General features: G+C 61.7%; 24 protein-coding genes. 9 read left to right on the forward strand and 15 right to left on the reverse strand.

Going from position 1 to position 23,794, the window contains the following annotated elements; all coding sequences use genetic code 11:
- Complete coding sequence (locus C4J88_RS22580; RefSeq protein WP_124408157.1) at positions 1–861, reverse strand: MurR/RpiR family transcriptional regulator; 861 nt, start codon at positions 859–861, stop codon at positions 1–3.
- Between the two features lie 25 nt (positions 862–886).
- The gene (locus C4J88_RS22585) at positions 887–2,236 is read right to left on the reverse strand and encodes a gluconate:H+ symporter (RefSeq protein ID WP_256657813.1); all 1,350 of its coding nucleotides are present in this window, start codon (positions 2,234–2,236) and stop codon (positions 887–889) included.
- A gap of 245 nt (positions 2,237–2,481) precedes the next feature.
- Between C4J88_RS22585 and C4J88_RS22590 the strand changes: the two genes are divergently transcribed.
- Complete coding sequence (locus C4J88_RS22590; RefSeq protein WP_124408158.1) at positions 2,482–2,856, forward strand: lysozyme inhibitor LprI family protein; 375 nt, start codon at positions 2,482–2,484, stop codon at positions 2,854–2,856.
- 2 nt (positions 2,857–2,858) lie between these two features.
- On the opposite strand, the gene C4J88_RS22595 is transcribed toward C4J88_RS22590, so the two are convergent.
- The 4 genes from C4J88_RS22595 to C4J88_RS22610 all read right to left on the reverse strand — a co-directional run bounded on the left by C4J88_RS22595 (position 2,859) and on the right by C4J88_RS22610 (position 7,367).
- Positions 2,859–4,304: a SulP family inorganic anion transporter gene (locus C4J88_RS22595; protein ID WP_124408159.1), complete on the reverse strand. Its 1,446-nt coding sequence runs from the start codon at positions 4,302–4,304 to the stop codon at positions 2,859–2,861.
- 372 nt (positions 4,305–4,676) lie between these two features.
- A complete protein-coding gene (locus C4J88_RS22600; protein ID WP_124408160.1) occupies positions 4,677–5,570 on the reverse strand; it encodes an NAD-dependent epimerase/dehydratase family protein in 894 nt (297 codons plus the stop codon).
- A 103-nt stretch (positions 5,571–5,673) separates the two neighbouring features.
- Positions 5,674–6,570 carry a LysR family transcriptional regulator gene (locus C4J88_RS22605; protein ID WP_124408161.1) on the reverse strand — a complete coding sequence of 299 codons (897 nt, stop codon included), beginning with the start codon at positions 6,568–6,570 and terminating at the stop codon, positions 5,674–5,676.
- Positions 6,571–6,599: 29 nt separating this feature from the next.
- Entirely contained in the window at positions 6,600–7,367 is a 768-nt protein-coding gene (locus C4J88_RS22610) for a sulfite exporter TauE/SafE family protein (protein WP_124408162.1), read from the reverse strand.
- Between the two features lie 92 nt (positions 7,368–7,459).
- Here C4J88_RS22610 and C4J88_RS22615 point away from each other — a divergent pair, with 92 nt between their 5' ends.
- Positions 7,460–8,356: a LysR family transcriptional regulator gene (locus C4J88_RS22615; protein ID WP_124408163.1), complete on the forward strand. Its 897-nt coding sequence runs from the start codon at positions 7,460–7,462 to the stop codon at positions 8,354–8,356.
- On the opposite strand, the gene C4J88_RS22620 is transcribed toward C4J88_RS22615, so the two are convergent.
- Positions 8,302–9,708, reverse strand: a complete 1,407-nt coding sequence (locus C4J88_RS22620; protein WP_124408164.1) for an amino acid permease — start codon at positions 9,706–9,708, stop codon at positions 8,302–8,304. The two genes, C4J88_RS22615 and C4J88_RS22620, sit on opposite strands and share 55 nt — an antisense overlap.
- Positions 9,709–9,864: 156 nt before the next feature.
- Positions 9,865–11,115: a kynureninase gene (kynU, locus tag C4J88_RS22625; RefSeq protein WP_124408165.1), complete on the reverse strand. Its 1,251-nt coding sequence runs from the start codon at positions 11,113–11,115 to the stop codon at positions 9,865–9,867.
- A 143-nt stretch (positions 11,116–11,258) separates the two neighbouring features.
- Between kynU and C4J88_RS22630 the strand changes: the two genes are divergently transcribed.
- Positions 11,259–11,732, forward strand: a complete 474-nt coding sequence (locus C4J88_RS22630) for an Lrp/AsnC family transcriptional regulator (protein WP_124364384.1) — start codon at positions 11,259–11,261, stop codon at positions 11,730–11,732.
- 123 nt (positions 11,733–11,855) lie between these two features.
- Here the strand turns inward: C4J88_RS22630 and catA are convergent, their stop codons facing one another.
- Genes catA through C4J88_RS22645 form a run of 3 tightly spaced genes read right to left on the reverse strand, consistent with a single transcriptional unit; the run spans position 11,856 to position 14,257 of the window.
- Positions 11,856–12,785 carry a catechol 1,2-dioxygenase gene (catA, locus tag C4J88_RS22635; protein ID WP_124408166.1) on the reverse strand — a complete coding sequence of 310 codons (930 nt, stop codon included), beginning with the start codon at positions 12,783–12,785 and terminating at the stop codon, positions 11,856–11,858.
- A gap of 41 nt (positions 12,786–12,826) precedes the next feature.
- On the reverse strand, positions 12,827–13,117 hold the full coding sequence (catC, locus tag C4J88_RS22640; protein WP_124368332.1) for a muconolactone Delta-isomerase: 291 nt from the start codon (positions 13,115–13,117) through the stop codon (positions 12,827–12,829).
- A gap of 12 nt (positions 13,118–13,129) precedes the next feature.
- Positions 13,130–14,257 carry a muconate cycloisomerase family protein gene (locus tag C4J88_RS22645; RefSeq protein ID WP_124408167.1) on the reverse strand — a complete coding sequence of 376 codons (1,128 nt, stop codon included), beginning with the start codon at positions 14,255–14,257 and terminating at the stop codon, positions 13,130–13,132.
- Positions 14,258–14,371: 114 nt separating this feature from the next.
- Between C4J88_RS22645 and C4J88_RS22650 the strand changes: the two genes are divergently transcribed.
- Positions 14,372–15,247 (forward strand): LysR family transcriptional regulator, encoded by an 876-nt coding sequence (locus C4J88_RS22650; RefSeq protein WP_124405269.1) that lies wholly within the window; start codon positions 14,372–14,374, stop codon positions 15,245–15,247.
- A 130-nt stretch (positions 15,248–15,377) separates the two neighbouring features.
- On the opposite strand, the gene C4J88_RS22655 is transcribed toward C4J88_RS22650, so the two are convergent.
- A complete protein-coding gene (locus tag C4J88_RS22655) occupies positions 15,378–16,370 on the reverse strand; it encodes a helix-turn-helix domain-containing protein (protein ID WP_124364389.1) in 993 nt (330 codons plus the stop codon).
- Positions 16,371–16,682: 312 nt separating this feature from the next.
- Here C4J88_RS22655 and antA point away from each other — a divergent pair, with 312 nt between their 5' ends.
- The 4 genes from antA (at position 16,683) to C4J88_RS22675 (ending at position 21,194) form a co-directional block, all read left to right on the forward strand.
- The gene (antA, locus tag C4J88_RS22660) at positions 16,683–18,074 is read left to right on the forward strand and encodes an anthranilate 1,2-dioxygenase large subunit (protein WP_124408168.1); all 1,392 of its coding nucleotides are present in this window, start codon (positions 16,683–16,685) and stop codon (positions 18,072–18,074) included.
- Positions 18,074–18,565: an anthranilate 1,2-dioxygenase small subunit gene (gene antB, locus C4J88_RS22665; RefSeq protein WP_124405272.1), complete on the forward strand. Its 492-nt coding sequence runs from the start codon at positions 18,074–18,076 to the stop codon at positions 18,563–18,565. Before antA ends, antB begins: the two co-directional genes overlap by 1 nt.
- Before the next feature lie 149 nt (positions 18,566–18,714).
- Complete coding sequence (gene antC / locus C4J88_RS22670; RefSeq protein ID WP_124408169.1) at positions 18,715–19,722, forward strand: anthranilate 1,2-dioxygenase electron transfer component AntC; 1,008 nt, start codon at positions 18,715–18,717, stop codon at positions 19,720–19,722.
- Between the two features lie 71 nt (positions 19,723–19,793).
- A complete protein-coding gene (locus tag C4J88_RS22675; RefSeq protein WP_124364393.1) occupies positions 19,794–21,194 on the forward strand; it encodes an amino acid permease in 1,401 nt (466 codons plus the stop codon).
- A 44-nt stretch (positions 21,195–21,238) separates the two neighbouring features.
- Here C4J88_RS22675 and kynA read toward each other — a convergent pair whose 3' ends face one another.
- Together kynA and kynB are read right to left on the reverse strand one after the other, a co-directional pair.
- The gene (kynA, locus tag C4J88_RS22680; RefSeq protein ID WP_124408170.1) at positions 21,239–22,111 is read right to left on the reverse strand and encodes a tryptophan 2,3-dioxygenase; all 873 of its coding nucleotides are present in this window, start codon (positions 22,109–22,111) and stop codon (positions 21,239–21,241) included.
- Positions 22,108–22,758, reverse strand: coding sequence for an arylformamidase (gene kynB / locus C4J88_RS22685; protein WP_124408171.1), 651 nt, complete (start codon positions 22,756–22,758; stop codon positions 22,108–22,110). Before kynB ends, kynA begins: the two co-directional genes overlap by 4 nt.
- A gap of 336 nt (positions 22,759–23,094) precedes the next feature.
- Here kynB and C4J88_RS22690 point away from each other — a divergent pair, with 336 nt between their 5' ends.
- The gene (locus C4J88_RS22690) at positions 23,095–23,439 is read left to right on the forward strand and encodes a cupin domain-containing protein (protein WP_124364396.1); all 345 of its coding nucleotides are present in this window, start codon (positions 23,095–23,097) and stop codon (positions 23,437–23,439) included.
- A gap of 62 nt (positions 23,440–23,501) precedes the next feature.
- On the opposite strand, the gene C4J88_RS27490 is transcribed toward C4J88_RS22690, so the two are convergent.
- Entirely contained in the window at positions 23,502–23,675 is a 174-nt protein-coding gene (locus C4J88_RS27490) for a hypothetical protein (protein WP_164487730.1), read from the reverse strand.
- Positions 23,676–23,794 lie beyond the last annotated feature (119 nt).

The raw sequence follows: 23,794 nt of genomic DNA on the forward strand, positions 1-23,794 counted from the left end.
TCAGTCTCCAAGCGGCAGGCTGTCGGGGCCGCCGCGATAGTCGTCCAGGGCCAGCTTGATCCGGCGCAGGCGCTCCTGGTTGGCGTCAGGCATGGCCAGCGCCAGCTCGGTGGCAAGCAGGTCGATAGCCAGCAGCATGCCGTAGCGCGCAGCCGTGGGTTTGTAGATAAAACTGGTTTCAGCCGGTTGCAGCGGCAGCAGCACATCCGCCAACTCGGCCAGCGGGGAACCTGCAAGCGTGATGGCGACAATGCGCGCGTCGTAGCTGCGCGCCAGCGTCACTACATCCAACAGTTCAGGCGTAAGACCTGTCAGCGAGCAGACAATCAACGCGTGTTCCGGCCCCAGGGTCGCGGCGGTCACGCGCATCATCACCGGGTCATGGCAGGCTGCAATCGGATAGCCCAGGCGTACCAGGCGCACCTGTAACTCATCGCTGCACAGGCTCGATGGGCCGCCCATGCCGAACGCGTGGATCATCCGCGCCTTGCCCAGCAGGCTCACTGCGTCGACAAAGCTGTCTTGATTGAACCCCGACAGGTGCTGGCGCAGCGTCGCTTCGATATCCCCGAGAATCTGCCGATGAAACGCCGACTGTTCCGGCAACCCCGCCGGGTCGAGAAAGCGGCTGCCCACGCCGCTGGCCTGGGCCAGTTGCAGGCGCAGGTCACGCAAGTCGCGGCAACCGACACTGCGGGCAAAGCGCGACAGGGTCGCCGTACTGACCTCGGCCCGTTGCGACAACGCTTCCAGGCTGGCCGACGCGGCAAAGCCCACGTCATCGAGCAGCAGCCTGGCGATACGCCCTTCGCCGGCGCTGAAGGACGCCTGGCGGGCGCGGATCTGGTAGAGGATGTCCATGGGGCTCCGAGTGACAGGATGCGGCTCATAAAACCAGAGACAGGCCGTAGGTGAGAGCGAAGGCAACCACCGAAATCAACGTCTCCAGCACGGTCCAGGTCTTGAAGGTCTGGATCACCGTCATATTGAAGTATTCCTTGATCAGCCAGAAGCCGCCGTCGTTGACGTGGGAAAAGATCACCGAACCCGCACCGGTCGCCAGTACCAGCAATTCCGGGTGTGGATAACCCAGGCCCAAGGCAACCGGCGCGACCACGCCGGACGCCGTGGTCATCGCCACCGTGGCCGAGCCCGTGGCGATCCGCATCAGCGCGGCGAACAACCAGCCCATCACCAGCGGCGACAGCTGGAACGCATTGGCCAGGCCAAGGATTTCGTGGGTGACACCGGCGTCCACCAGGATGCGATTCAAGCCACCGCCCGCGCCCACCAGCAGGGTGATGCTCGCCGTCGGCGCCAGGCATTCATTGGTGAACTTGAGGATCGACTCACGGTTGAAGCCCTGGGCCAGCCCCAGGGTCCAGAAACTCACCAGGGTCGCCACGAGCAGCGCGATTACCGAGTTGCCGATGAATAAAAGGAACTGGTTGAAGCCGGTGCCCGGCGTGGAAATCACATTGGCCCAGCCGCCAATCATCATCAGCACCACCGGTAACAGGATGGTGCCCATGGTCAGTGCGAAGCTCGGCAGACGGGTGCGCGGTTCACGCTCGATGAACTGTCGTTCCAGCGGGTTTTCCGCCGGCAGGTGAATGCGCGGCACGATGAACTTGGCATACACGGGGCCGGCGATGATCGCCGTAGGAACACCGACCAGAATCGCATACAGCACGGTCTGCCCAACCGAGGCGTTATAGGCCAGCACCGCCATCATCGCCGCCGGATGCGGCGGCACCAGCGCATGCACCACCGACAGGCCGGCGACCATCGGCAGGCCGACCATCAGGATCGACACGCCCACGCGCCGCGCCACGGTAAAGGCGATCGGCACCAGCAACACGAAACCCACCTCGAAAAACAGCGGCAGCCCCACCAGAAACGCGATGCAGACCATGGCCCAGTGGGCATTGCGTTCGCCGAAACGGTTGATCAACGTGCGCGCCACCTGCTCCGCGCCACCGGACTCGGCCATCATCTTGCCGAGCATGGTGCCCAGCGCCACTACCAAAGCGATATGCCCCAGGGTCTTGCCGACCCCCGCTTCGTAAGAGCCCATGATGGTGTCCGCCGGCATCCCGGCCATCAGCGCCAGGCCAATGGACACCAGCGTGATAACGATAAACGGGTTGAGTCGGTAACGTGCAATCAGCACGATCAAAGCAATGATGGCGATGGCAGCGTATGCCAATAGCCCGAAGCCCGGTGATGCGGCCATGCGGTACTCCTCGGAAAGGGTCACGTCGAATAGGTTGTGAAACTCATAAATCATTACCGAGGAGGATTTTCAATTTATATGAAAGTAATTTTCGCCCAGGGATAAGCGCTGTCGCGGTGGGATATGCCCGACGCTGTCGTATGAAAATTCGAGGAGTGTTCTTACATGAGGATCAGAAAAGGCTGGAAACTCAACCCACTCGGTTGAGTCATAGAATGCACATCCACTGCTGCCAGGAACCGAACATGATGCGTTTCACACTTGCCGCCCTGCTGATTACCCTGTGCGGCAGCGCCGCCGCCGACGATAACCCGACACTGAAAAAATGCATGGACGGCGCCAACACCACCGCCGAGATGGTCGGTTGCAACGTCAAGGAGGCCAAGGTGCAGGATGCCCGGCTGAACAAGGCTTACAAGACCGCGCTGGCCGCTCAGGAAGGCAACCGCAAGGACCAACTGCAAGACCTGCAGCGCCTGTGGATCAAATACCGTGACGCCAATTGCGCCTTTGCCGGCAGTGCCACCGGCGGCACCATCGACCAGGTCAACGGCTCCGGCTGCGTATTGGACATGACCCAGACCCGCGCCCAGGAACTGGAAGACCTGGTTGGGCCGTAACCCTAGTCGTGCTGAACCTTCGCACGCTTGAGCAGCTTCTTGCAGCGCTCCGACAAATGCAGCACGCGCACATGCTTGCCCGCCTTGCGGTAGCGCTCGCGCAAGGTCATCAGCGCGGCAATCGCTGAATAATCGACGAAGCTCAGGTGACGGCAATCGAGCGTCACCTGGGCCGGGTCATTGGCCGGGTCGAATTGGTTCAGGAACGGCGTGGTCGAGGCAAAGAACAACGTGCCGTGCAGACGGTAAAGTTTGCTGCCGTCAGCTTCCAGGTGTTCATCGGCATACAGCTCACGGGCCTGTTGCCAGGCGAAGTTCAGCGCCGCGATCACGATGCCGCACAGCACTGCGGTCGCCAGGTCAGTGAACACGGTGATGACCGTCACCGCCATGATCACCAGCACGTCATTGAGCGGCACCTTGTTGATCACCCGCAACGACGCCCAGGCAAAGGTCTGCTGGGACACCACGAACATCACCCCCACCAGGGCCGCCAGCGGAATCCGCTCGATCAGCGGCGACAGAAACAGAATGAACAGCAGGATCATCACCCCGGCGAACACCCCGGAGAAACGTCCACGCCCGCCGGAACTGAGGTTGATCACGGTTTGCCCGATCATCGCGCAACCGCCCATGCCGCCGAACAGGCCCGAGACCATATTGGCAGCGCCCAGGGCCACGCTTTCGCGGTCGGGGTAGCCACGGGTTTCGGTGATCTCGTCGGTGAGGTTGAGGGTCAGCAGGGTTTCCAGCAGACCGACCATGGCCATCAGGAACGCATACGGCGCGATGATGCCGAGGGTTTCGAAGGTCCAGGGGATCTGCGGTAGGGCGAAGGTCGGCAGGCCGCCCGCGATGTGCGCCATATCGCCCAGGGTGCGGGTGGGCAGGCCGAGCAGGTACACCGCCAGGCCCACGCCGAGGATCGCCACCAGGGCCGGTGGCACGGCGCGGGTCAGGCGTGGCAGCAGGTAGACGATGGCCATGGTCACCACGACCAGCCCGGCCATCACGTACAACGGCGTACCGCTGAGCCAGGTTTCACCGTTCTTGAAGTGCTCCAACTGCGCCAGCGCAATGATAATCGCCAGGCCGTTGACGAACCCCAGCATCACCGGGTGCGGCACCATGCGCACCAGCTTGCCCAGGCGCAACAGGCCGAAAGCGACCATGATCAACCCGCCCAGCAGCACGGTTGCCAGCAAATATTCCACGCCGTGTTGCACCACCAGCGCCACGATCACCACCGCCATCGAACCGGCTGCCCCCGACACCATACCGGGGCGACCACCGAACAATGCGGTGAGGGTGCAAATGATGAAAGCGCCGTAAAGCCCCATCAACGGGTTGAGATGGGCCACCAAGGCAAAGGCGATGCATTCGGGCAGCAAGGCAAATGACGTGGTGAGGCCGGCCAGGGCATCGGCGCGCAGACGGGTGAGCTTCATGGAATACCAGGGAGTTGCGGGGGAAGAGGCGAGGAATGGTACGGAATTGAGCGGCGCTGGGCTAGCCTTCGGGACCGAGGCGCGGCCAATCGGGAGCAAGCCCCCTCCCACATTTGGCCGAGTACAGCCGGTGCGACGCGGTCTAGTGTGGGAGGGGGCTTGCCCTAATGCCAGTCAGTTAAGGCGACACCGAACCTGTGGCGAGGGAGCTTGCTCCCGCTGGACTGCGCAGCAGTCCCATTGTTTGGGGCCGCTTCGCGCCCCAGCGGGAGCAAGCTCCCTCGCCACAAGTTAGTTCTCGCTCCTGCTACTTCTTAACTGACCGGCATTAGGGCTTGCCCCCGATAGCCTCACCTCGATATCAAGCGAACATCACACCATCTCGTGGCGAATCCACTCCACCACCGACGTACGCTTCGGCGCCCAGCCCAGCAGCTCACGGGCATGCTTGCCGCGCACCCGGCTGTTGGAGCCAAGGCCATAGTTGGCCATTTCATAACCCCACTCGGCTTCGGCCTCGGCCAGCGGCCAATCCTGCGGTTCGCCCAGTTCAAGCGCTTGCGCGATGGCCGTGGTCATGTCGATAAACGAGGCTTCGCCGCTTTCGACGAAGTAGAAAGTGCCCGGCACATTCTTTGTCAATGCCAGCAGGTACAGCGCGACCACGTCTTCGATATGCACGTTGGACCAGATGTTCTGCCCCGGTCCCACGTGGCGCACGATTCCACTCTTGCGGGCCTGCTTGAGCAAGCGTGGCAATTGCACGCTGTCGCGCTTCACGCCCAGGCTGTGGCCATAGATCAGGGTGTTACAGATCACTGCCGAATTCACACCTTCCTGGGCAGCGGCCAGGATCAGGTTATCGATCGCCACGCGAGCGGCCTTGTCGACGGTCGGCTCCGGCAGGTAGTCCTCGAAGTAGACGACCTCACTGGCCTTGCCGCCCGACGCATCGCCAACGATGCTCGAACCGCTGGTATGCAGGAACACCTTGTTGGAGCCTTTCAAGGCGGCCAGCAGGGTTTCGACAGCCGCACGGTGGTCGCTGCTGGCGGCATTGATCACCGCATCGGCGTGCTGCGCCTGCTCGGTCAATACAGCGGCGTCATCCAGGGTGCCGATCACTGGAGTGATGCCCAGTGCCGTCATTTGCGCGGCTTGCTCGGCGCTGCGCACCAGGCCGGTGACGGCGTGGCCGGCCTTGACCAGGCCGGTGGCGATGGAGCCGCCGATAAAACCGGCTGCGCCGGTAACGAATACATTCATGGAGAGTGCTCCTGACTGGGTAAGTGATGACCCCAGTATCAAGCACGCCCTGGCGTCGAATAACCCCGTACAGGCCAATTCACTCTTGCGCGCCAGTCACGAATCACACCGCATAACGTGCCAGCTTGGCCTGGATGAAATCCAGGAAACACTGGATACGCAACGCCAGTTGCGAATTGCGGTAATACACCGCATGGATCGGCTGGCGATAGCCACTATTGAAAGCTTCCAGCAGCGGTACCAGGCGCCTGGCCTCGATGTCTTCGTGGGTCATGAAGTTGGACAGGCAACAAATGCCCTGCCCCTGCAAAGCCAGGTGGCGCACGGTTTCACCGCTGGACGCGGCGATGCCCGGCTGGATCAGCCAGCGGTCGCCCTCGCCATGGCGCAGCGGCCAATGGTTGAGGGTGTCGGTCTGGGTGAAGCCCAGCAAGGTATGCTCGGCCAATTCGGCAACGGTGCTCGGTGTGCCGTGTTGCTTGAGGTAGTCGGCGCTGGCCAGGATGTGCAGCGGCGTGCTGCCCAGCGCGCGGGCATGCAGGGTCGAGTCGGCCAGGGTGCCGATACGAATGGCGATGTCGGTGCTTTGCTCCAGCAAGTCGATGATCACGTCGTCGCTGTTGAGCTCCAACTGGATGTCTGGGTACAGGTCACGAAACTCGCCGATGTACGGCAAGATCCCGTGCAGCATGAACGGCACCGCCGCATTGATGCGCAACCGCCCGGCCGGTTTTTTCTGGCGTGACGACAGGCGTTCTTCCAGCGCCTGCATCTGCGCCAGGATCACCTTGGCCTGCTCGAAGAAATACCGGCCCTCCTCGGTCAGGTCCATGCGCCGCGTGGTGCGGTTGATCAGGGTGGTATCGAGCTTGGCTTCCAGGCGCGACAAGGTGCGACTGACCGCCGATGGCGTCTGCCCGACCTGCTCGGCGGCGGCGGAAATCGAGCCGCACTCGATCACGCTGACAAAGATCTGTAGTTCATCGGATCGGGCTTTCACGGGCGGTCCTGGATATCGGCTCGGGCTCATTATTGACCACTCAGCAACAAATGGCCTCCCAACAGCGCCATGCCGGTGAAAAAAACCCGCTTGAACCACAGCGCACTGATGCGCTGGCGCAACGCCTGGCCCAGCCACATGCCCAGCAAGGCCGGCACCAGCGCCAACAACGACGCACCGACTTCACCGCCGCCGAGCGCACCGCGCCAGGCCAGCCCGGCGGCCAACGCCAGGGTCGACACGCTGAACGACAGCCCCAGCGCCTGCACCAGCTGATCACGGCTCAAGCCTAGAGCTTGCAGATAAGGCACTGCGGGAATCACGAACACACCGGTGACCGCGGTGATGAGGCCCGTGATCAGCCCACACAGCGGGCCCAGCCAGCGCTCGGTGCGCGGCCCGACCTGGAAAGTGGGCAGGCATAATCCACTTACCGCATACAGCAACAACGCCCCGCCCAACGCGCGCACCACCCATGGCCCAGCGTCCATGCCCAGCCACAGCGTGCCCAGGCCGGCACCGAGAAAAATCAGCAACAGCATCGGCCACAGGCGCTTGAGCAAAGTCCTCAAATGCCCGCCCAACGCCAGTTGCCAGAGGTTGGTGACCGTCGAAGGAATGATCAGTAACGCGGCAGCCTGTGCCGGCAACATAGCCAGGCCGAGCATGCCCATGGCCACGGTGGGCAGGCCAAGGCCGATCACGCCCTTCACCGTGCCGGCCAGCAGGAAAGTGCCGATCACCAGCACGGTCAGGGCCGGGCCGAGGGTTTGGTAGAAAGCCAATAAAGTCGTCATGAACACAATTGTGCGGTTTTGATGAACCGTTGGAAATTCGCCATATACTGAGGCAGCCTCTTGTTTTGTGTGAGGCAGAGGAAATCTTGAGCATGCACTTTGACCTGATCGACCTGCGCCTCTACCTGCACATACTGGACGCCGGCAACATCACCGCCGGCGCCGCCCGCAGCCATTTATCCCTGGCCGCCGCCAGCGCACGCATTCGGGCGATGGAGGCTTCACTGGGCGTCGAATGCCTGGAGCGTGGCCGCCGTGGCGTCGCCCCGACACCCGCCGGCAAAGCCCTGGGCCGCCACGCCCGCCTGCTGCTGCAACAGGCCGAGCATCTGCAACAAGACCTGGCTGAGTACGCCAACGGCGTCAAAGGCCAGGTGCGCCTGCTGTGCAATACCACGGCCCTGAGCGAATACCTGCCGGAGCGATTGGCGGACTTTCTGTGCTCGCATCCCAACCTCGATATCGACCTGCAGGAGCTGCCCAGCCTGCGGATCACCCAAGCCCTGCGCCAAGGCACGGCCGACCTGGGGATCATCTCCGATGCGGTGGACAGCTCCGGGCTGCAGACCCTGCCCTTTCACGACGATCCGTTGGTGCTGATCATGCCCGTGGAGCATCCGCTGGCAGCCGGCACGGTGAGTTTCATCGACAGCCTGCAACACGACTACGTCGGCCTCGCCGCCAGCAGTGCGTTGGCGGTGTACCTGGAGGAACAGGCGCTGCATGCGGGGTTTCGCCTGCAAACGCGGATCCGCGCCGAGGGCTTCGATGGGGTGATTCGCATGGTCGCCCGGGGCGCGGGCCTGGGCATCGTGCCCAAGGCCGCCCTGGACCGCTGGCCGCCGGACGTTCGCATCAAGGCCCAGCCGCTCAAGGAGGACTGGGCCTGTCGCCACTTGCTGCTCTGCGCACGCTCGTTCGACCACCTGCCGGGTTATGCCAGGGCCTTGTTCGATGCCTTGGCCCTGCCCTTGCGGAAAAACCCGTAGTACACCGCGCTCAGGATCAGCAGGAACGGCACGCCAAACACCAGGGTCATCTTGAACGCCTCGGTAAAATACGTGGTGATCATCACCGCGCCCATCAGCACCAGGCCCAGCAGGGTGCTGTAGGGAAACAGGCGCAGCTCGAAGGACAACTTCGCCCCGCCGTGGCGCTTGCGGTAGCGCCGGAAAAACAGGTGCGTGAGGAAGATCATGAACCAGGTGAAGATCGCGCCGAACATCGAGATCGCCATCATCAGCGTGAACGAGCTTTCCGGGTACACCAGGTTGAGCAAGGTCGCCAAGGCGATACCGGAGCTGGACAGCAGCAAGGCATTCAGCGGGATGCCGCTCTTGCTCAACGCGCCCATGGACTTGGGCGCAAAACCCGCGCGGGACAGGCTGAACATCATGCGCGTGGTGATGTAGAGCTGGCTGTTCATCGCCGACAACGCCGCGATCAGGATCACGAAATTCATCACCCCGGTGGCGCCGGGAATGCCGATGGTCTGCATCACCGTGACGAACGGGCTCTGGGCTTGGCCGGCCTGGTTCCACGGCACGATGGCGAGCATCAGCGCCAGGGTCAGCAGGTAGAACACCACCAGGCGCACGATGGTCGCGCGAAAGGCTTTCTTCACCGCCCGCTCCGGGTCGGCCGCTTCGCCGGCCGCCACCGCGATCATCTCCACGCTCAAGTAGCTGAAGATCGACACGATCACCGCCACCCACATGCCGCTCACCCCATGGGGGAAAAACCCGCCGTGGGCCGTGTAGTTCTGCACGCCGTAATCCGGGTTGCCGGAACCGAACACCACGTACACCGCCAAGATGATGAAGCCGACAATGGCGCTGATCTTGATGGTAGAGAACCAGTATTCGAAGGTGCCGAAGGTCTTCACGCTGATCGCATTGAGCAGGATCAGCACGCTGGAAAACGACACGATCCACACCCATTCCGGCACGTTGGCGAACCAGTACTTCATGTACATCGCCACCGCCGTGACCTCCGCCCCCACCGCCAACACAATTGCCGCCCAGTAGGCATACCGCACCAGGAACCCGGCCAGCGGGCTGATGTAGAACTCGGCGTAGGCACCAAAGGAGCCGGAGGTGGAATGGGCCACCGTCATCTCCGCCAGGCACCCCATCAAGATCAAGGTAATCAACGCCCCGATGGCGTAGCTCAGCAACACGCTGGGCCCGGCATAGCCGATGGCGTAGGCGCTGCCCATGAACAGTCCGGTCCCGATAGCGCCGCCGATGGCAATCATGCTCATCTGGCCCGAAGTGAGCTGGCGCCTCAGGCCCAGTTCGCGGTGGGTAATGTCTGCAAAGCCGTTGTCTGGCGTGGTCACGTGATGTGCCCCTTTTATTATTGTGATTGCTGCTGTTGCCACAAATCCCCTGTGGGAGGGGGCTTGCTCCCGATAGCGGTGTGTCAGGCACTGATATGCCTACTGACACACTGCTATCGGGAGCAAGCCCCCTCCCACATTTGGATCTGGGTGTATTCAGGTGACGCTATGGCGAATCTTGAATTGCGGCTGGTCCCAGGTGGCGTTGTCGAGAATGTCAGCGAGGATTTCCACGGCGTCCCACACGTCGGTAAAGCGTGTGTACAGCGGGGTAAAACCGAAGCGCATGATGCGCGGCTCGCGGTAGTCACCGATCACACCACGGGCGATCAGGGCCTGGATCACTGCATAGCCTTGCGGGTGTTCGAAGCTGACATGGCTGCCGCGCCGGGCATGTTCACGGGGTGTGATCAGCACCAGGTGATGGGCCGCACAGCGCGCTTCGACCAGGGCGATAAACAGGTCGGTCAGGGCCAGGGATTTGCTGCGCAGGCTGCTCATCTCGGTGCGCTCGAAAATCTCCAGGCCGCACTCGACCATGGCCAGCGAGGTGATCGGCTGGGTGCCGCACAGGTAGCGGGCGATGCCGGCGCTCGGCGCATAGTTGGATTCCATCGCGAACTGGCGGGTATGCCCGAACCAGCCCGACAGCGGCTGGCGCACCAGGTCCACCAACGCCGGGTTGGCCCACACGAACGCCTGGGAGCCGGGGCCGCCATTGAGGTATTTGTAGGTGCAGCCAATCGCATAATCGGCGCCGGCCGCGTGCAGGTCGATGGGCACCGCGCCCGCCGAATGGGCCAGGTCCCAGATGCTCAGCGCGCCGCATTCATGGCTCAAGGCAGTGAGCGCACGCATGTCGTACATGTAGCCGGTCTTGTAGTTGACGTGGGTAAGCATCACCACCGCCACGTCCTCATCGATGGCCTGGGTCAGTTCGTCCGGGCTGTTGACCAGGCGCAACGAGTAATCCTGTTGCAGCAACTCGGCGAGACCCTCGGCGATGTACAGGTCGGTGGGAAAGTTGCTCGCTTCGCTGACGATCACCTTGCGCGCCGGCTGGCGCTGGCGCTGCACGGTCAGCGCGGCGCTGAGGACTTTGAACAGGTTGATGGAGGTGGTATCGGTGATCACCACTTCGCCCTCCCGCGCACCGATCAGCGGCGCCAGGCGATTGCCCAGGCGCTGGGACAAATCCGCCCAGCCCGCGCTGTTCCAGCTGCGAATCAAGCCATCGCCCCACTCCTGCGCGATCACCTGTTGCGCCCGCGCCAACGCCGCCACCGGGCGCGCGCCCAGGGAGTTGCCGTCGAGGTAAATCACGCCCTCGGGCAAGGCAAATTCGCGGCGCAATGGCGCCAGCCCGTCCTGAGTATCAAGGGCTTGGCAATGGCTTCGGGTGGTCATGGGTAGTCCTGGTTTTTATCGGGAATATGCAGCAAATAATGAACGAACTTTTACAGAATTTTCGTGCAAAGTGGTGGGTGAAGGGCTATTTAAGCTGTAGGAAATTCGAATTTAACCTGCAAACACGCGGATTTATGCCAACCATGATTCTTGACGCCACCGACCTGCGCCTCCTGCATTTCCTGCAACAGGATGGCCGTATCAGCAACCAGGAACTGGCGGAAAAAGTCGCGCTGTCGCCCTCCGCCTGCCTGCGCCGTTTGCGCCTGCTGGAGAGCGAAGGCGTGATCAGCGGCTACCGCGCGGTACTCAATGCCGAGCAGTTGGGCATTGAGCTTGAGGCCATCGTGCACCTGTCGTTGCGCCAGGATGTGGAAGACTGGCATGAGACGTTCATCCAGAAAGTGCAGGGCTGGCCGGAGGTGGCCAGTGCTTATGTGATCACCGGCGCGAGCAACTATGTGCTGCGGGTACAGGCGCGCAACCTCAAGCACTTTTCGGACTTTATCGTGAACCACCTGAACCGCACGGCGGGGGTGATGGATATCCGTTCGGAGATTGTGCTGCAGAAGATCAAGGATCGGGATGAGGTGCTGGATCTGGTTATTCGCAAATAGCACCTGCAACAAAGTTCAAATGTGGGAGGGGGCTTGCTCCCGATGGCGGCGTGTCAGTTGACCTATCAGTGACTGACACACCGCTATCGGGAGCAAGCCCCCTCCCACATTTTTTTACCGCGTTCAGTCTTCGAGAGCGCGGACTCGCTGCATGCGCTGCTGCTCCATCGGCGCAGTGGCGGGCTGCAATTCAAAGTCAAAATCAATCTGCGCAAACCGCCCCTCCACGCCAAACTCCCGCGCCAGTTGCGGGTCGTCACTGAAGCGAATCTCGGCGATCAATTCATCGCGCGTGGCGTAGGCAAAGTCATCATGCAGGTACGGGTCGTCCGACAGGTTGATCTGGGTGGTCAGGTGCCGATGCCCCGGCGCCGAAATGAAGAAGTGAATGTGCGCCGGACGCTGCCCGTGACGCCCCAATTGGTCGAGCAGCTGCTGGGTCGGCCCGGTCGGCGGGCAGCCGTAGCCGGACGGCACGATGCTGCGAAAACGGTAGTTGCCCTGGGCGTCGGTCTCGATGCGTCGGCGCAGGTTGAACTCCGATTGCGTCGGGTCGAACCACGAATACGTGCCGCCGGTATTGGCCTGCCACACATCGACAATCGCCCCCGCCAACGGCTTGCCGTCGGTGTCGCGCACCTGCCCGCGCATGAACAGCGGCACGGCATCGTCCGTGCCATCATCCAGGCGCGCTTCGTACTTGGACAACGGCGCACCGGCCACGTACAGCGGGCCTTCGATGGTGCGTGGCGTGCCACCGGATTTGCCGGCTTCGATGTCGGCGGCGTCCATCAACAGGTCCAGGTAATGCTCCAGGCCCAGCCCGGCGGCGAGCAAGCCGGCTTCCTGGTGTTTGCCCAGTTCGTTGAGGTAGTTGACCGCCTTCCAGAACTCTTGCGGGGTCACTTCCAGGTCTTCGATGATGTTCACGGTGTCGCGCAGGATCCGGTAGATCAGCGCCTTGGTGCGCGGGTTGCCGCCATCATTGAGATTGCCGCTGGCTTGTTCGAGAAACTGCTGGGCGTGGGCCGTCTGGGACAGTCGGGTGGACATGGTGCAATCCTCATCTTGTAATTATCGGGTGCAAAAAAGGCTCAGCGGTCGTCGTCATGGATCGACGACGGGTGCCGACACAGCGCATTCACTTCGATGGTCATATAGGGAAACAACGGCAGTTGCATCAGCGTGTCATGCAGGTCTTGCACGCTCTCCACATCGAACACGCTGTAGTTGGCGTAGTGCCCGGCGATGCGCCACAGGTGGCGCCATTTGCCCTCTTGTTGCAGGTGCTGGGCCAGGGCTTTTTCTTCGGCCTTGAGGCTGGCGGCGCGCTCGGGGGGCATGTCGAGCGGCAGGTTCACGGTCATTTTTACGTGGAACAACATGGCAGGCGCCTCTTAGTGTTTATCCCGGCGGAAGAACGCCAGGCGCTCTTCATCGATCGCCAGGCCCAGGCCCGGCGCGGTGGAGACATGCAGCTCGAAGTCGCGATACAGCAGCGGCTCGGTGAGGATGTCTTCGGTGAGCAGCAACGGGCCGAACAGTTCGGTGCCCCATGCCAGCGTGTTCAGCGTGAGGAAGGCGTGTGCCGAGGCCTGCGTGCCAATGCCGCCTTCGAGCATGGTGCCGCCGTAGAGGCCGATGCCCGCCGCTTCGGCAATCGCTGCCGTGCGCAATACCGCACGCGGGCCGCCGTTCTTGGCGATCTTGAGGGCGAACACCGAGGCCGCGCCTTCGCGGGCCAGGTTGAAGGCATCCTCGACGCATTCAATGGATTCATCGGCCATGATCGGCGCCGGGCTCGACAGGTTCAGCCGCGCCATGCCGCCTCGGTTGTTACGCGAGATCGGCTGTTCGATCAGGTCGATACCGCTGTCTCCCAGCACCTTGCAGGCGCGCAGGGCCACGGCCTCGTCCCAGGCCTGGTTGACATCGACGCGCACGCTGGCGCGCTCACCCAGCGCGCGCTTGATCGCGAGTACATGGGCCAGGTCACGCTCGATTGCACCGGCACCGATCTTCAATTTGAAGACGCGATGGCGGCGCAGGTCGAGCATCTTCTCGGCCTCGGCAATGTCCTGGGCGGTGTTGCCGCTGGCCAGGGTCCAGGCCACCGGCAAGGCATCGCGCACACGCCCGCCGAGCAGTGCGCTGACCGGCAGGTTCAGGCGCTTGCCGAGGGCATCGAGCAACGCGCTTTCGATCCCCGACTTGGCGAAGGTGTTGCCGCGGATGCTGCGCTCCAGGCGCAACATGGCGGCGTTGATATTGCTCGCGTCCTGGCCGATCAGCAGCGGCGCGAAGTGCCGGTCGATATTGACCTTGATGCTCTCGGGGCTCTCGTTCCCATAGCTCAGGCCGCCGATGGTGGTGGACTCACCGATACCTTCGATGCCATCGGCGCAACGCAGGCGGATGATCACCAGGGTCTGGTTTTGCATGGTGTGCATCGCCAGCGTGTGCGGGCGGATAGTGGGCAGATCGACGATGATCGTTTCGATCGACTCGATGGGACAAATCGGCATGGCAATACCCGTTGGGTTCTTTATAGGTTTGCGTCGATTCTGTGCTGCGTGGTTGGAGGGTTCCAATATAGAATTGGTCTGGTTCAATACCTTGAAGGTATTAAAGGAGCCAACATGGAACTGCGTCACCTGCGCTATTTCCAGATGCTGGGGCAGACCCTCAACTTCACCCGTGCCGCCGAACGCCTGCACATCGCCCAGCCGCCGTTGAGTCGGCAGATCCAGCAATTGGAAGACGAATTGGGCGTGGTGCTGCTCGAGCGCGGCCGGCCGCTGCGGCTGACCGAGGCCGGGCGGTTTTTCTATGAGCACGCCAATGTGCTGCTCGAACAATTGGGCACGGTGTGCGACAACACCCGGCGCATCGGCCTGGGCGAGAAGACCTGGCTGGGCATCGGCTTTGCGCCGTCGACCTTGTACGGCGTGCTGCCGGAACTGATTCGGCGGCTGCGCACCCATGAGTCGCTGGCGTTGGAACTGGGCTTGTCGGAGATGACCACCGTGCAGCAGGTCGAAGCGCTCAAGGCGGGGCGCATCGATGTGGGCTTCGGGCGGATCCGCATCGACGACCCGGCCATCGTCCAGCGTGTACTGGTGCAAGACCGGCTGGTGGCGGTGTTGCCCAGCGGTCACCCATTGCTCGGCGCGCCCGCGAGCCTGGCGCAATTGGCCGCCGAACCCTTTGTGCTGTACCCCGGCAACCCGCGACCCAGCTACGCCGACCACGTGATCGCATTGTTCGACGCCCATGGCCTGAGCCTTGACGTGGCGCAGTGGACCAACGAGCTGCAGACCGCTATCGGCCTGGTGGGCGCCGGCATGGGTGTGACGCTGGTACCGGCGTCGGTGCAGGTGCTGCACCGGGCGGATATCGGCTACACACCGATTGTGGAAGCCACCGCGACCTCGCCAATCATCCTCAGCCGACGGGTGAATGATCAGTCGCCGGGGCTCAGTCATTGCCTGCAACTGGTTGAAGAACTGCTCTGAGTTATCCCAGTCGCTGCAATTCAAATGTGGGAGGGGGCTTGCTCCCGATAGCGGAGTGTCAGTCAGTACATCTGTCACTGATACACCGCAATCGGGAGCAAGCCCCCTCCCACATTGGATCTTCATTGTTTTAGAGACTGCGCAGGCGCTTGCGTTGCAGGGTTTGGCTGGGGGCCTCATCGAACAGTTTGCGGTACTCCGCCGAGAACCGTCCCAAGTGGGTAAAGCCCCAGCCCAGGGCGATTTCGGAGATGGTACGCGTGGCACCCTGTTCGAGGATTTCCTGACGCACCGCCACCAGCCGGTGCTTCTTCAAATACGCCATGGGCGACAGCGCAAAGTACTTGCGAAATGCATCGAACAGCTTGAAGCGCGACACGCCGGCCACCGCCTCCAGGTCTTCCAGGTGCACCGCCTCGCGCGCATTGTCGTGCAGGTACTGGCGCGCCCGGATCAGGTAGTGCGGCAACTTCACGCCCAGCACGTCGCGCAGTTCTTCTGAATAGTTGTTCGGCTGGGCCAGGATCAAACCCTTGATCAGCGAGCTTTCCAGGTCCCGGGTAAACGCCGCTTGCTCGTACAACTCGCTACGGTGCTCAAACTCGGCAATGAAGTAGCGTGCCATGCGCCACCACGACGCCGGGGCGCCGTCCACCGCGTCCATCACCGGTTCGAAGCGCAGCGGCGCCTCGATCGGCCGTTGCAGCAAACCTTCCAGCGACTCGCTCATGGCGGCGCGTGTGATCACCACCTGCAGCTTGCGGCAGTCACCGGAAATCGCCAGCACCTGATGCTCGTTGGGCGCAATGATCACCCCCTGGTCGCGGTTGGAGCTCAGGCGCTCACCGTTCTTGCTCAGCTCCTGTTCGCCGATCAACGGCAGGCTCAGGCTGTAGCTGCTGAAGTGCTCGGCGTCTTCGATGTCGATGGTCACGTCGGTGCCGTATTCGATCACGCCCAGGGTGGTGGCGCGGGACTTGAACACATTGGCGCTGTGGTGAAAGCGCAGGCGTTCCGGCGTGGCCGTCGCCAAACGATGGGGCCCGCAGATACCGCACATCCAGCTGCAGGCACCCTCCAGGTCGAAGCGTTGAATACGGATATCGCGTGTCTGGCTATTCATCAGGTGCACCCACGGCGGTCAGGCGTTTGCGCGCTCTGGCGGCGCGTCGTCAGGGTTCGACAGCAAGTTCCACGCCACGCCAGCGCACTGCTCACTGGGTGGATAGCAAAGGTCGACTAAGTGGATAACGCCCGGCTGTTTTCGGCCCTTACCCGCAATGACAGTAGCGCATCACGTCACCGCTGCGCACCGGGTTGAGTATTTGCCGCCCAACTTTGCGGCCCATCTTCCCCGATTAAGCGGATAGCCCGCACCCTGCACCGCTGCCTCTAATGAACCACCGATTAGCCCTGATCAAACAAGGTGCCTCCCATGAGTGGTGCAAGAAACGTCGAGCAGTGGAAAACCTTTATCGAAAGTTGCCTGGACTTTCGCCCGGCCGATGAAGTGTTCCGCATCGCCCGCGACATGTTCACCGAGCCCGAACTGTTCGACCTGGAAATGGAACTGATCTTCGAGAAGAACTGGATCTACGCCTGCCACGAAAGCGAATTGGCCAATAACCACGATTTCGTAACAATGCGCGCCGGGCGCCAGCCGATGATCATCACCCGCGACGGCGAAGGCCGGCTCAATGCGCTGATCAATGCCTGCCAGCATCGCGGTACTACCCTCACCCGCGTAGGCAAAGGCAACCAGTCCACGTTCACCTGCCCGTTCCACGCCTGGTGCTACAAAAGCGATGGCCGCTTGGTGAAGGTCAAGGCGCCGGGGGAATACCCGGAAGGTTTCGACAAAGCCACCCGTGGCCTGAAAAAGGCGCGCATCGACAGCTACAAGGGCTTTGTGTTTATCAGCCTCGACGTGACTGGAACCGACAGCCTGGAAGACTTCCTCGGCGATGCCAAAGTGTTCTTCGACATGATGGTGGCGCAATCTGCAACGGGTGAATTGGAGGTGCTGCCGGGCAAGTCCGCCTACACCTACGACGGCAACTGGAAGCTGCAGAACGAAAACGGCCTGGACGGTTATCACGTCAGCACCGTGCACTATAACTACGTGGCCACGGTGCAGCATCGCCAGCAGGTGAACAGCGAAAACGGCGCCAGTGCCGGCACTACCCTGGACTACAGCAAGCTCGGCGCCGGCGACGCCAATACCGACGACGGCTGGTTCGCCTTCAACAACGGCCACAGCCTGTTGTTCAGCGACATGCCCAACCCCAGCGTACGCTCCGGCTACGCCACCATCATGCCGCGCCTGGTGGCCGAACACGGCCAGCAGAAGGCCGAATGGATGATGCACCGCCTGCGCAACCTGAATATCTACCCGAGCCTGTTCTTTCTCGACCAGATCAGCTCCCAACTGCGCATCATCCGCCCGCTGGCGTGGAACAAGACCGAGATCATCAGCCAGTGCCTGGGGGTGAAGCACGAGTCCGACGCCGACCGCGAAAACCGCATTCGCCAGTTCGAGGACTTTTTCAATGTGTCGGGCATGGGCACGCCGGATGACCTGGTGGAGTTTCGCGAAGCCCAGCGCGGTTTCCAGGGCCGCCTGGAGCGCTGGAGCGATATTTCGCGCGGCAGCCACCGCTGGCAGACCGGGCCGACACCCAACAGCGAAGCCATCGGTATCCAGCCGGCCATGACCGGCACCGAATTCACCCACGAAGGCCTGTACGTCAACCAGCACCGCAACTGGCAGCAATTCCTGCTCAACGGCCTGGACCAGCAAGCGCTGAAACTGCGGGAGGTGAAGTGATGAATGCGCAGTTGCAGTACCAGATCGAGCAGTTCTTCTACCGCAAATCCGCACTGTGCGACGCCCAGGACTGGGATGCCTATGTGCAGCTGTTCGACCCACAGAGCGAATTCCACCTGCCGCAATGGGACTCCGAACATGTCTACACCCAGGACCCCAAGCGCGAGATGTCGTTGATCTATTACGCCAACCGCTCAGGGCTGGAGGACCGGGTATTCCGCCTGCGTACCGGCAAGGCCGCCTCGGCCACGCCGATGCCGCGCACTCTGCACCTGATCAACAACGTGCGCATTGCCGAGTTGGCGGGCGGCGAGCTGGACGTGAAGTTGAATTGGCACACGCTGTTCTACCGGCTGGCGACTTCGGAGCAGTTCTACGGGCAGGCCACTTACCGCCTCAAGCCACACGGCGATAGCTGGCTGATCACCCGCAAGCACGCGTTATTGCTGAACGACACCATCAACTCGGTGCTGGACTTCTATCACCTTTGACGTTGGCGCATTCCCCTGTAGGAGCGAGCTTGCTCGCGAAGAACTCAAGTACACCGCGTGCATCCAGGCTGCCCGGCGTCATCGTTGACGTTTTTCGCGAGCAAGCTCGCTCCTACAGAAGATCACACTTAACCCACGGAGCACTGTGGATGAATCACAAAGTGGCTTTCAGTTTCGCCGACGGCAAGACCTTGTTCTTCCCGGTGGGCACCCATGAACTCCTGCTGGACGCTGCCTTGCGCAACGGCATCAACATCCCGCTGGACTGCCGCGAAGGCGTGTGCGGCACCTGTCAGGGGCGCTGCGAATCCGGCGATTACACCCAGGATTATGTCGACGAAGAAGCGCTGTCGAGCCTCGACGTGCAACAGCGCAAAATGCTCAGTTGCCAGACGCGGGTGCAGTCCGACGCCACCTTTTACTTCGACTTCGATTCGAGCCTGTGCAACGCGCCGGGGCCGGTGCACGTGCGCGGCACGGTAAGCGAGGTGCAGTTGGTGTCGGCCAGTACGGCAATCCTGCGCCTGCAGGTGGACGCTGCGCTGGATTTTCTGCCGGGCCAATATGCGCGGCTGGCGGTGCCCGGTACCGACAGCTGGCGTTCCTATTCCTTCGCCAACCTACCGGGTAATCAATTGCAGTTCCTGGTGCGCCTGTTACCCGATGGGGTGATGAGCAACTACGTGCGCGAACGGTGCCAGGTGGGCGATGAGGTGTTGATGGAAGCGCCGCTGGGGGCGTTCTACCTGCGGCACGTCACTCAACCGCTGGTGCTGGTCGCTGGCGGCACCGGGTTGTCGGCGTTGCTGGGCATGCTCGATGAGCTGGTCGCCCGCGGCTGCGATCAACCGGTGCACCTTTACTATGGCGTGCGCACTGAGCAGGACCTGTGCGAAGCCGTGCGCATCAATGGCTATGCGTCGAAGATCGCGAATTTTCGCTACACCGAAGTGCTCAGCGACGCCTCGACCCAGTGGACCGGCAAGCGCGGCTACCTCACCGAACATTTCGACCTGGCCGAATTACGGGACAGATCGGCGGATATGTATGTGTGTGGCCCGCCGCCAATGGTCGAATCGATCCAACAATGGCTGGCGGATCAGGCACTTGATGGCGTTCAGCTGTATTACGAAAAGTTTACGCAGAGTAATATCTGACCCTCAGCACTTCTGAGGGGCTGATGCGGCCTGCGCTCACCCTTAAGAAAAACAAGTAGAAGGGAACGTTAATGGCGGATGACATGGTTAACCCGGTGGGCCTCAAGCGCGGCCTGAAAAACCGGCACATTCAACTGATCGCCTTGGGAGGGGCGATCGGTACGGGGTTGTTCCTCGGCTCGGCCGGGGTGCTCAAGTCGGCGGGGCCGTCGATGATCCTGGGTTACGCGATCGCCGGTTTCATCGCCTTCCTGATCATGCGCCAGCTCGGCGAGATGATCGTCGAAGAGCCGGTGGCCGGTTCCTTCAGCCACTTCGCGCATAAATACTGGGGCGGCTACGCGGGCTTTCTCGCGGGCTGGAACTACTGGGTGCTCTACGTACTGGTGGGCATGGCCGAACTGACGGCCGTGGGCAAGTACATCCAGTTCTGGTGGCCGGAGATTCCGACCTGGGTCAGCGCGCTGGTGTTCTTTGTCGCGGTGAACCTGATCAATACCCTGAACGTGAAGTTCTTCGGCGAAGCAGAGTTCTGGTTCGCGATCATCAAGGTGGTGGCGATTGTCGGCATGATCGTGCTCGGCTGCTACCTGCTGTTCAGCGGTACCGGCGGCCCGCAGGCGTCGGTCAGCAACCTGTGGAGCCACGGCGGGTTCTTCCCGAACGGCGGCATGGGGTTGTTGATGTCCATGGCGTTCATCATGTTCTCGTTCGGTGGCCTGGAGCTGGTGGGCATCACCGCCGCCGAGGCCAGCGAGCCACGCAAGGTGATCCCGAAGGCGATCAACCAGGTGGTGTATCGGATCCTGATTTTCTACGTCGGCGCCCTCACCGTGCTGCTGTCGCTGTACCCGTGGGACCAACTGCTGCAAACCCTCGGCGCCTCGGGCGATGCCTACAGCGGCAGCCCGTTCGTGCAGATCTTCTCGCTGATCGGCAATGACACTGCGGCGCACATCCTCAACTTCGTGGTGCTGACCGCGGCGCTGTCGGTGTACAACAGCGGCGTGTACTGCAACAGCCGCATGCTGTTCGGCCTGGCCGAGCAAGGCGACGCGCCCAAGGCGCTGATGAAGCTCAACAAGCAAGGCGTGCCGTTGCGCGCGCTGGCAATTTCGGCGGCGGTGACCCTGCTGTGCGTGGTGGTCAACTACGTCGCGCCGCAAAGTGCCCTGGAGCTGCTGTTCGCGCTGGTGGTTGCCTCGCTGATGATCAACTGGGCGCTGATCAGCATCACCCACATCAAGTTCCGCAAGGCCATGGGCGAGCAAGGCGTGACGCCGTCGTTCAAGACCTTCTGGTTCCCGTTCAGCAATTACCTGTGCCTGGCGTTCATGCTGATGATCATCAGCGTGATGCTGGCCATTCCGGGGATACGTGAGTCGGTGTATGCGATGCCGGTGTGGGTAGCGATTATCTATGTGGCCTACCGCTTGCGGGTACGAAACACGAAACTCGTGACAGCGCAGTAACCCATGTGGGAGGGGGCAAGCCCCCTCCCACATTTGGATTGCGTTTAGAGCGTAGAGCGCACTCGCCACAACTCGGGAAACAGCACCGTATCGAGCATCTTGCGCAAATACCCCACACCTTCGGTGCCGCCAGTGCCTGGCTGGAAGCCGATAATCCGTTCCACCGTGGTCACGTGCCGGAAGCGCCACTGGCGGAACGAATCCTCCAGGTCGATAAACTTCTCAGCCAATTGATACAAATCCCAGTACCGACTCGGGTCGCGGTACACCTCACGCCACGCGGCTTCCACGGATTCATCGTGCACGGTAGCGGCCGTCGGGTCGCGTTCGGCGCGCTTGGGGTCAATCGCCAGGCCCGCCTTGAGCATCAGGTTGATCGCCTCGTCATACAGCGACGGCGTGGCGATCGCCACCTGCAATTGCAGCAATAACTCCGGGCGATGGGCATGGGGCCGCAACAGTGCCGGGCTTTTGTTGCCGAGGATGAATTCGATCTCACGGTACTGGAACGACTGGAACCCCGACGACTGCCCGAGGAACGGGCGGATCGCCTTGTATTCCGACGGAGTCATGGTCGCCAGCACCGCCCAGGCGTGCACCAGCTGGTCGAAGATCCGCGAGACCCGCGCCAGCATCTTGAACGCCGGCGGCAACTCGCCCAGGCGCACATGTTCGCGGGCCGCCTTGAGTTCGTGCAGCATCAGCTTCATCCACAGCTCAGACGTCTGGTGCTGGATGATGAACAGCATTTCGTTGTGATCCGGGGACAGCGGATGCTGGGCGCTGAGGACTTTGCCCAGGTCCAGGTAGTCGCCGTAGCTCATTGACTCGGAAAAATTCAGCTCAGCGTTGTGCCAATCCTGCGGGGCTTGGTCGCCGGCAGGCTTATATTCTGGCGAGAAGGGACATTGGCTCATCGCGTGGGCTCCAAAAGCGGGCGCAGGATTGCGCGGACCGGGCTGGCATCCAGATGGGCAAAGCGCAGCGGCAGCGCGATCAGTTCATAGTCGCCCTCCGGTACGTCATCGAGCACGATGCCTTCAAGGATCGCCATGCCATGGCGCGCCACGGCGTTGTGCGAATCCATGGTCTTGGACTGTTGCGGGTCCAGGGACGGGGTGTCGATACCGATCAGGCGCACGCCAAGGCTGGCGAACAGCTCGATGGTTTGCGGGGCGATGGCGGTGAAGTTCGAATCCCATTGCGTCAGTGGCGCTTGTGGATAAGTGCGCAGCAGGACCCGTTCCGGCAGGTTATCCACACGCCCTTGCAGTTGATGGGGCTGCACCAGAGCACCGCTACCCAGGCAGTGCAATACTCGGCACGGGCCCATGTACACATCCAGCGACACCTCGCCAATCGGCGCGCCGTCGGCGCTGTAATGCAGCGGCGCATCCACATGGGCGCCGGTGTGCGGCGAGAAGGTCACGCGCCCCACATTCACCGGGCACTCAGGGCCGAACTGCCACACGCGCTCTTCCTGGAACGGCGTATCGCCCGGCCAGGTCGGGGTCGCCGCGCTCAAGGGCGGGCTGATATCCCACCACGTTTTTATTGGGTTCATTTCAAGGCTCTCGGCTGTCACTGAGGTGAATGATACGAGGGCCGGCTGTGAATTTTCTTGCGAATTCTGGCGCAAAGCGGGAAATCTTCCGCACTTACTGCGAAGAAACGGTCAATTCAGGCTCGGAAATTCGCAAGATGACCTATGTGGGAGGGGCTTGCTCCCGATGGCGGTGGTTCAGGTAATAAACCACTGACTGACACACCGCTATCGGGGGCAAGCGCCCTCCCACAGTTGACTGCTGCGGTTCTGGGCATCCCGATGTCGAGTTCAGACCACTGGCAAACAGCTCGGCGCTATAGGGTTCAACTTCTGTTTCCTTGCCTCGGAGTCACCATGCCCCAGCCGATCACTGTTCTGCGCGACACCCATCCCCTGCCAGTGCTGGACGCCTGCAAATGGGAAAAACTCGAAGGCGACCCGCATACCGTCAACCTCAACGCCTACACCAGCGAAGACGGCAGCAAGATCATGGGCACCTGGATCTGCACGCCGGGCAAGTGGTATGTGGAATACGTGAAGTGGGAGTACTGCCATTTCCAGGAAGGCTACTGCGTGATTACCCCTGAAGGCATGGCGCCGATCCATCTGCGGGCTGGGGATATCTTTGTGGTCGAGCCGGGAATGAAGGGCACGTGGGAGGTGGTCGAGACGGTGCGTAAGTATTTTGTGTTTGCTTGAGCCACGAAAACTGGGTTCATAACGAAAAAACCGCCCTTAAAGGCGGTTTTCTTTTGTACGAATCAGCGAACTTTACCAGCCAACGGACCTGCTGGCTCCATGTCCCTGCCGTGCTGAATAGCTACGCTGAAAAATCTTTTTTGATTGGCAGATGCCGACTCACCAAGTTTTTTATTAGCCTCGGCACAAAATATCTCGACCAACTGTGCGCTTGCTTTGCGGGTAGCTGTTTTCATAAATTCAAGCCTCCGTAAGCCTTGTAGATGCGCCTCATACTAGGTGGCCTCCACTGAAATCACAAGGCGCTGCTGTTCATCATAATTGAAGCCGAGTCGCTCATAAGTGGGCACGGCAT

The organism is Pseudomonas sp. R4-39-08, assembly GCF_003852275.1.
Lineage (GTDB): Bacteria > Pseudomonadota > Gammaproteobacteria > Pseudomonadales > Pseudomonadaceae > Aquipseudomonas.

Excerpts from the sequence above, each read along its gene's own strand:
- C4J88_RS22580 (WP_124408157.1), bottom strand. The coding sequence starts at position 861 with ATGGACATCCTCTACCAGATCCGCGCCCGCCAGGCGTCCTTCAGCGCC.
- C4J88_RS22585 (WP_256657813.1), bottom strand. The coding sequence starts at position 2,236 with ATGGCCGCATCACCGGGCTTCGGGCTATTGGCATACGCTGCCATCGCC.
- C4J88_RS22590 (WP_124408158.1), top strand. The coding sequence starts at position 2,482 with ATGATGCGTTTCACACTTGCCGCCCTGCTGATTACCCTGTGCGGCAGC.
- C4J88_RS22595 (WP_124408159.1), bottom strand. The coding sequence starts at position 4,304 with ATGAAGCTCACCCGTCTGCGCGCCGATGCCCTGGCCGGCCTCACCACG.
- C4J88_RS22600 (WP_124408160.1), bottom strand. The coding sequence starts at position 5,570 with ATGAATGTATTCGTTACCGGCGCAGCCGGTTTTATCGGCGGCTCCATC.
- C4J88_RS22610 (WP_124408162.1), bottom strand. The coding sequence starts at position 7,367 with ATGACGACTTTATTGGCTTTCTACCAAACCCTCGGCCCGGCCCTGACC.
- C4J88_RS22615 (WP_124408163.1), top strand. The coding sequence starts at position 7,460 with ATGCACTTTGACCTGATCGACCTGCGCCTCTACCTGCACATACTGGAC.
- kynU (WP_124408165.1), bottom strand. The coding sequence starts at position 11,115 with ATGACCACCCGAAGCCATTGCCAAGCCCTTGATACTCAGGACGGGCTG.
- C4J88_RS22630 (WP_124364384.1), top strand. The coding sequence starts at position 11,259 with ATGATTCTTGACGCCACCGACCTGCGCCTCCTGCATTTCCTGCAACAG.
- catA (WP_124408166.1), bottom strand. The coding sequence starts at position 12,785 with ATGTCCACCCGACTGTCCCAGACGGCCCACGCCCAGCAGTTTCTCGAA.
- catC (WP_124368332.1), bottom strand. The coding sequence starts at position 13,117 with ATGTTGTTCCACGTAAAAATGACCGTGAACCTGCCGCTCGACATGCCC.
- C4J88_RS22645 (WP_124408167.1), bottom strand. The coding sequence starts at position 14,257 with ATGCCGATTTGTCCCATCGAGTCGATCGAAACGATCATCGTCGATCTG.
- C4J88_RS22650 (WP_124405269.1), top strand. The coding sequence starts at position 14,372 with ATGGAACTGCGTCACCTGCGCTATTTCCAGATGCTGGGGCAGACCCTC.
- C4J88_RS22655 (WP_124364389.1), bottom strand. The coding sequence starts at position 16,370 with ATGAATAGCCAGACACGCGATATCCGTATTCAACGCTTCGACCTGGAG.
- antA (WP_124408168.1), top strand. The coding sequence starts at position 16,683 with ATGAGTGGTGCAAGAAACGTCGAGCAGTGGAAAACCTTTATCGAAAGT.
- antB (WP_124405272.1), top strand. The coding sequence starts at position 18,074 with ATGAATGCGCAGTTGCAGTACCAGATCGAGCAGTTCTTCTACCGCAAA.
- antC (WP_124408169.1), top strand. The coding sequence starts at position 18,715 with ATGAATCACAAAGTGGCTTTCAGTTTCGCCGACGGCAAGACCTTGTTC.
- C4J88_RS22675 (WP_124364393.1), top strand. The coding sequence starts at position 19,794 with ATGGCGGATGACATGGTTAACCCGGTGGGCCTCAAGCGCGGCCTGAAA.
- kynA (WP_124408170.1), bottom strand. The coding sequence starts at position 22,111 with ATGAGCCAATGTCCCTTCTCGCCAGAATATAAGCCTGCCGGCGACCAA.
- kynB (WP_124408171.1), bottom strand. The coding sequence starts at position 22,758 with ATGAACCCAATAAAAACGTGGTGGGATATCAGCCCGCCCTTGAGCGCG.
- C4J88_RS22690 (WP_124364396.1), top strand. The coding sequence starts at position 23,095 with ATGCCCCAGCCGATCACTGTTCTGCGCGACACCCATCCCCTGCCAGTG.
- C4J88_RS27490 (WP_164487730.1), bottom strand. The coding sequence starts at position 23,675 with ATGAAAACAGCTACCCGCAAAGCAAGCGCACAGTTGGTCGAGATATTT.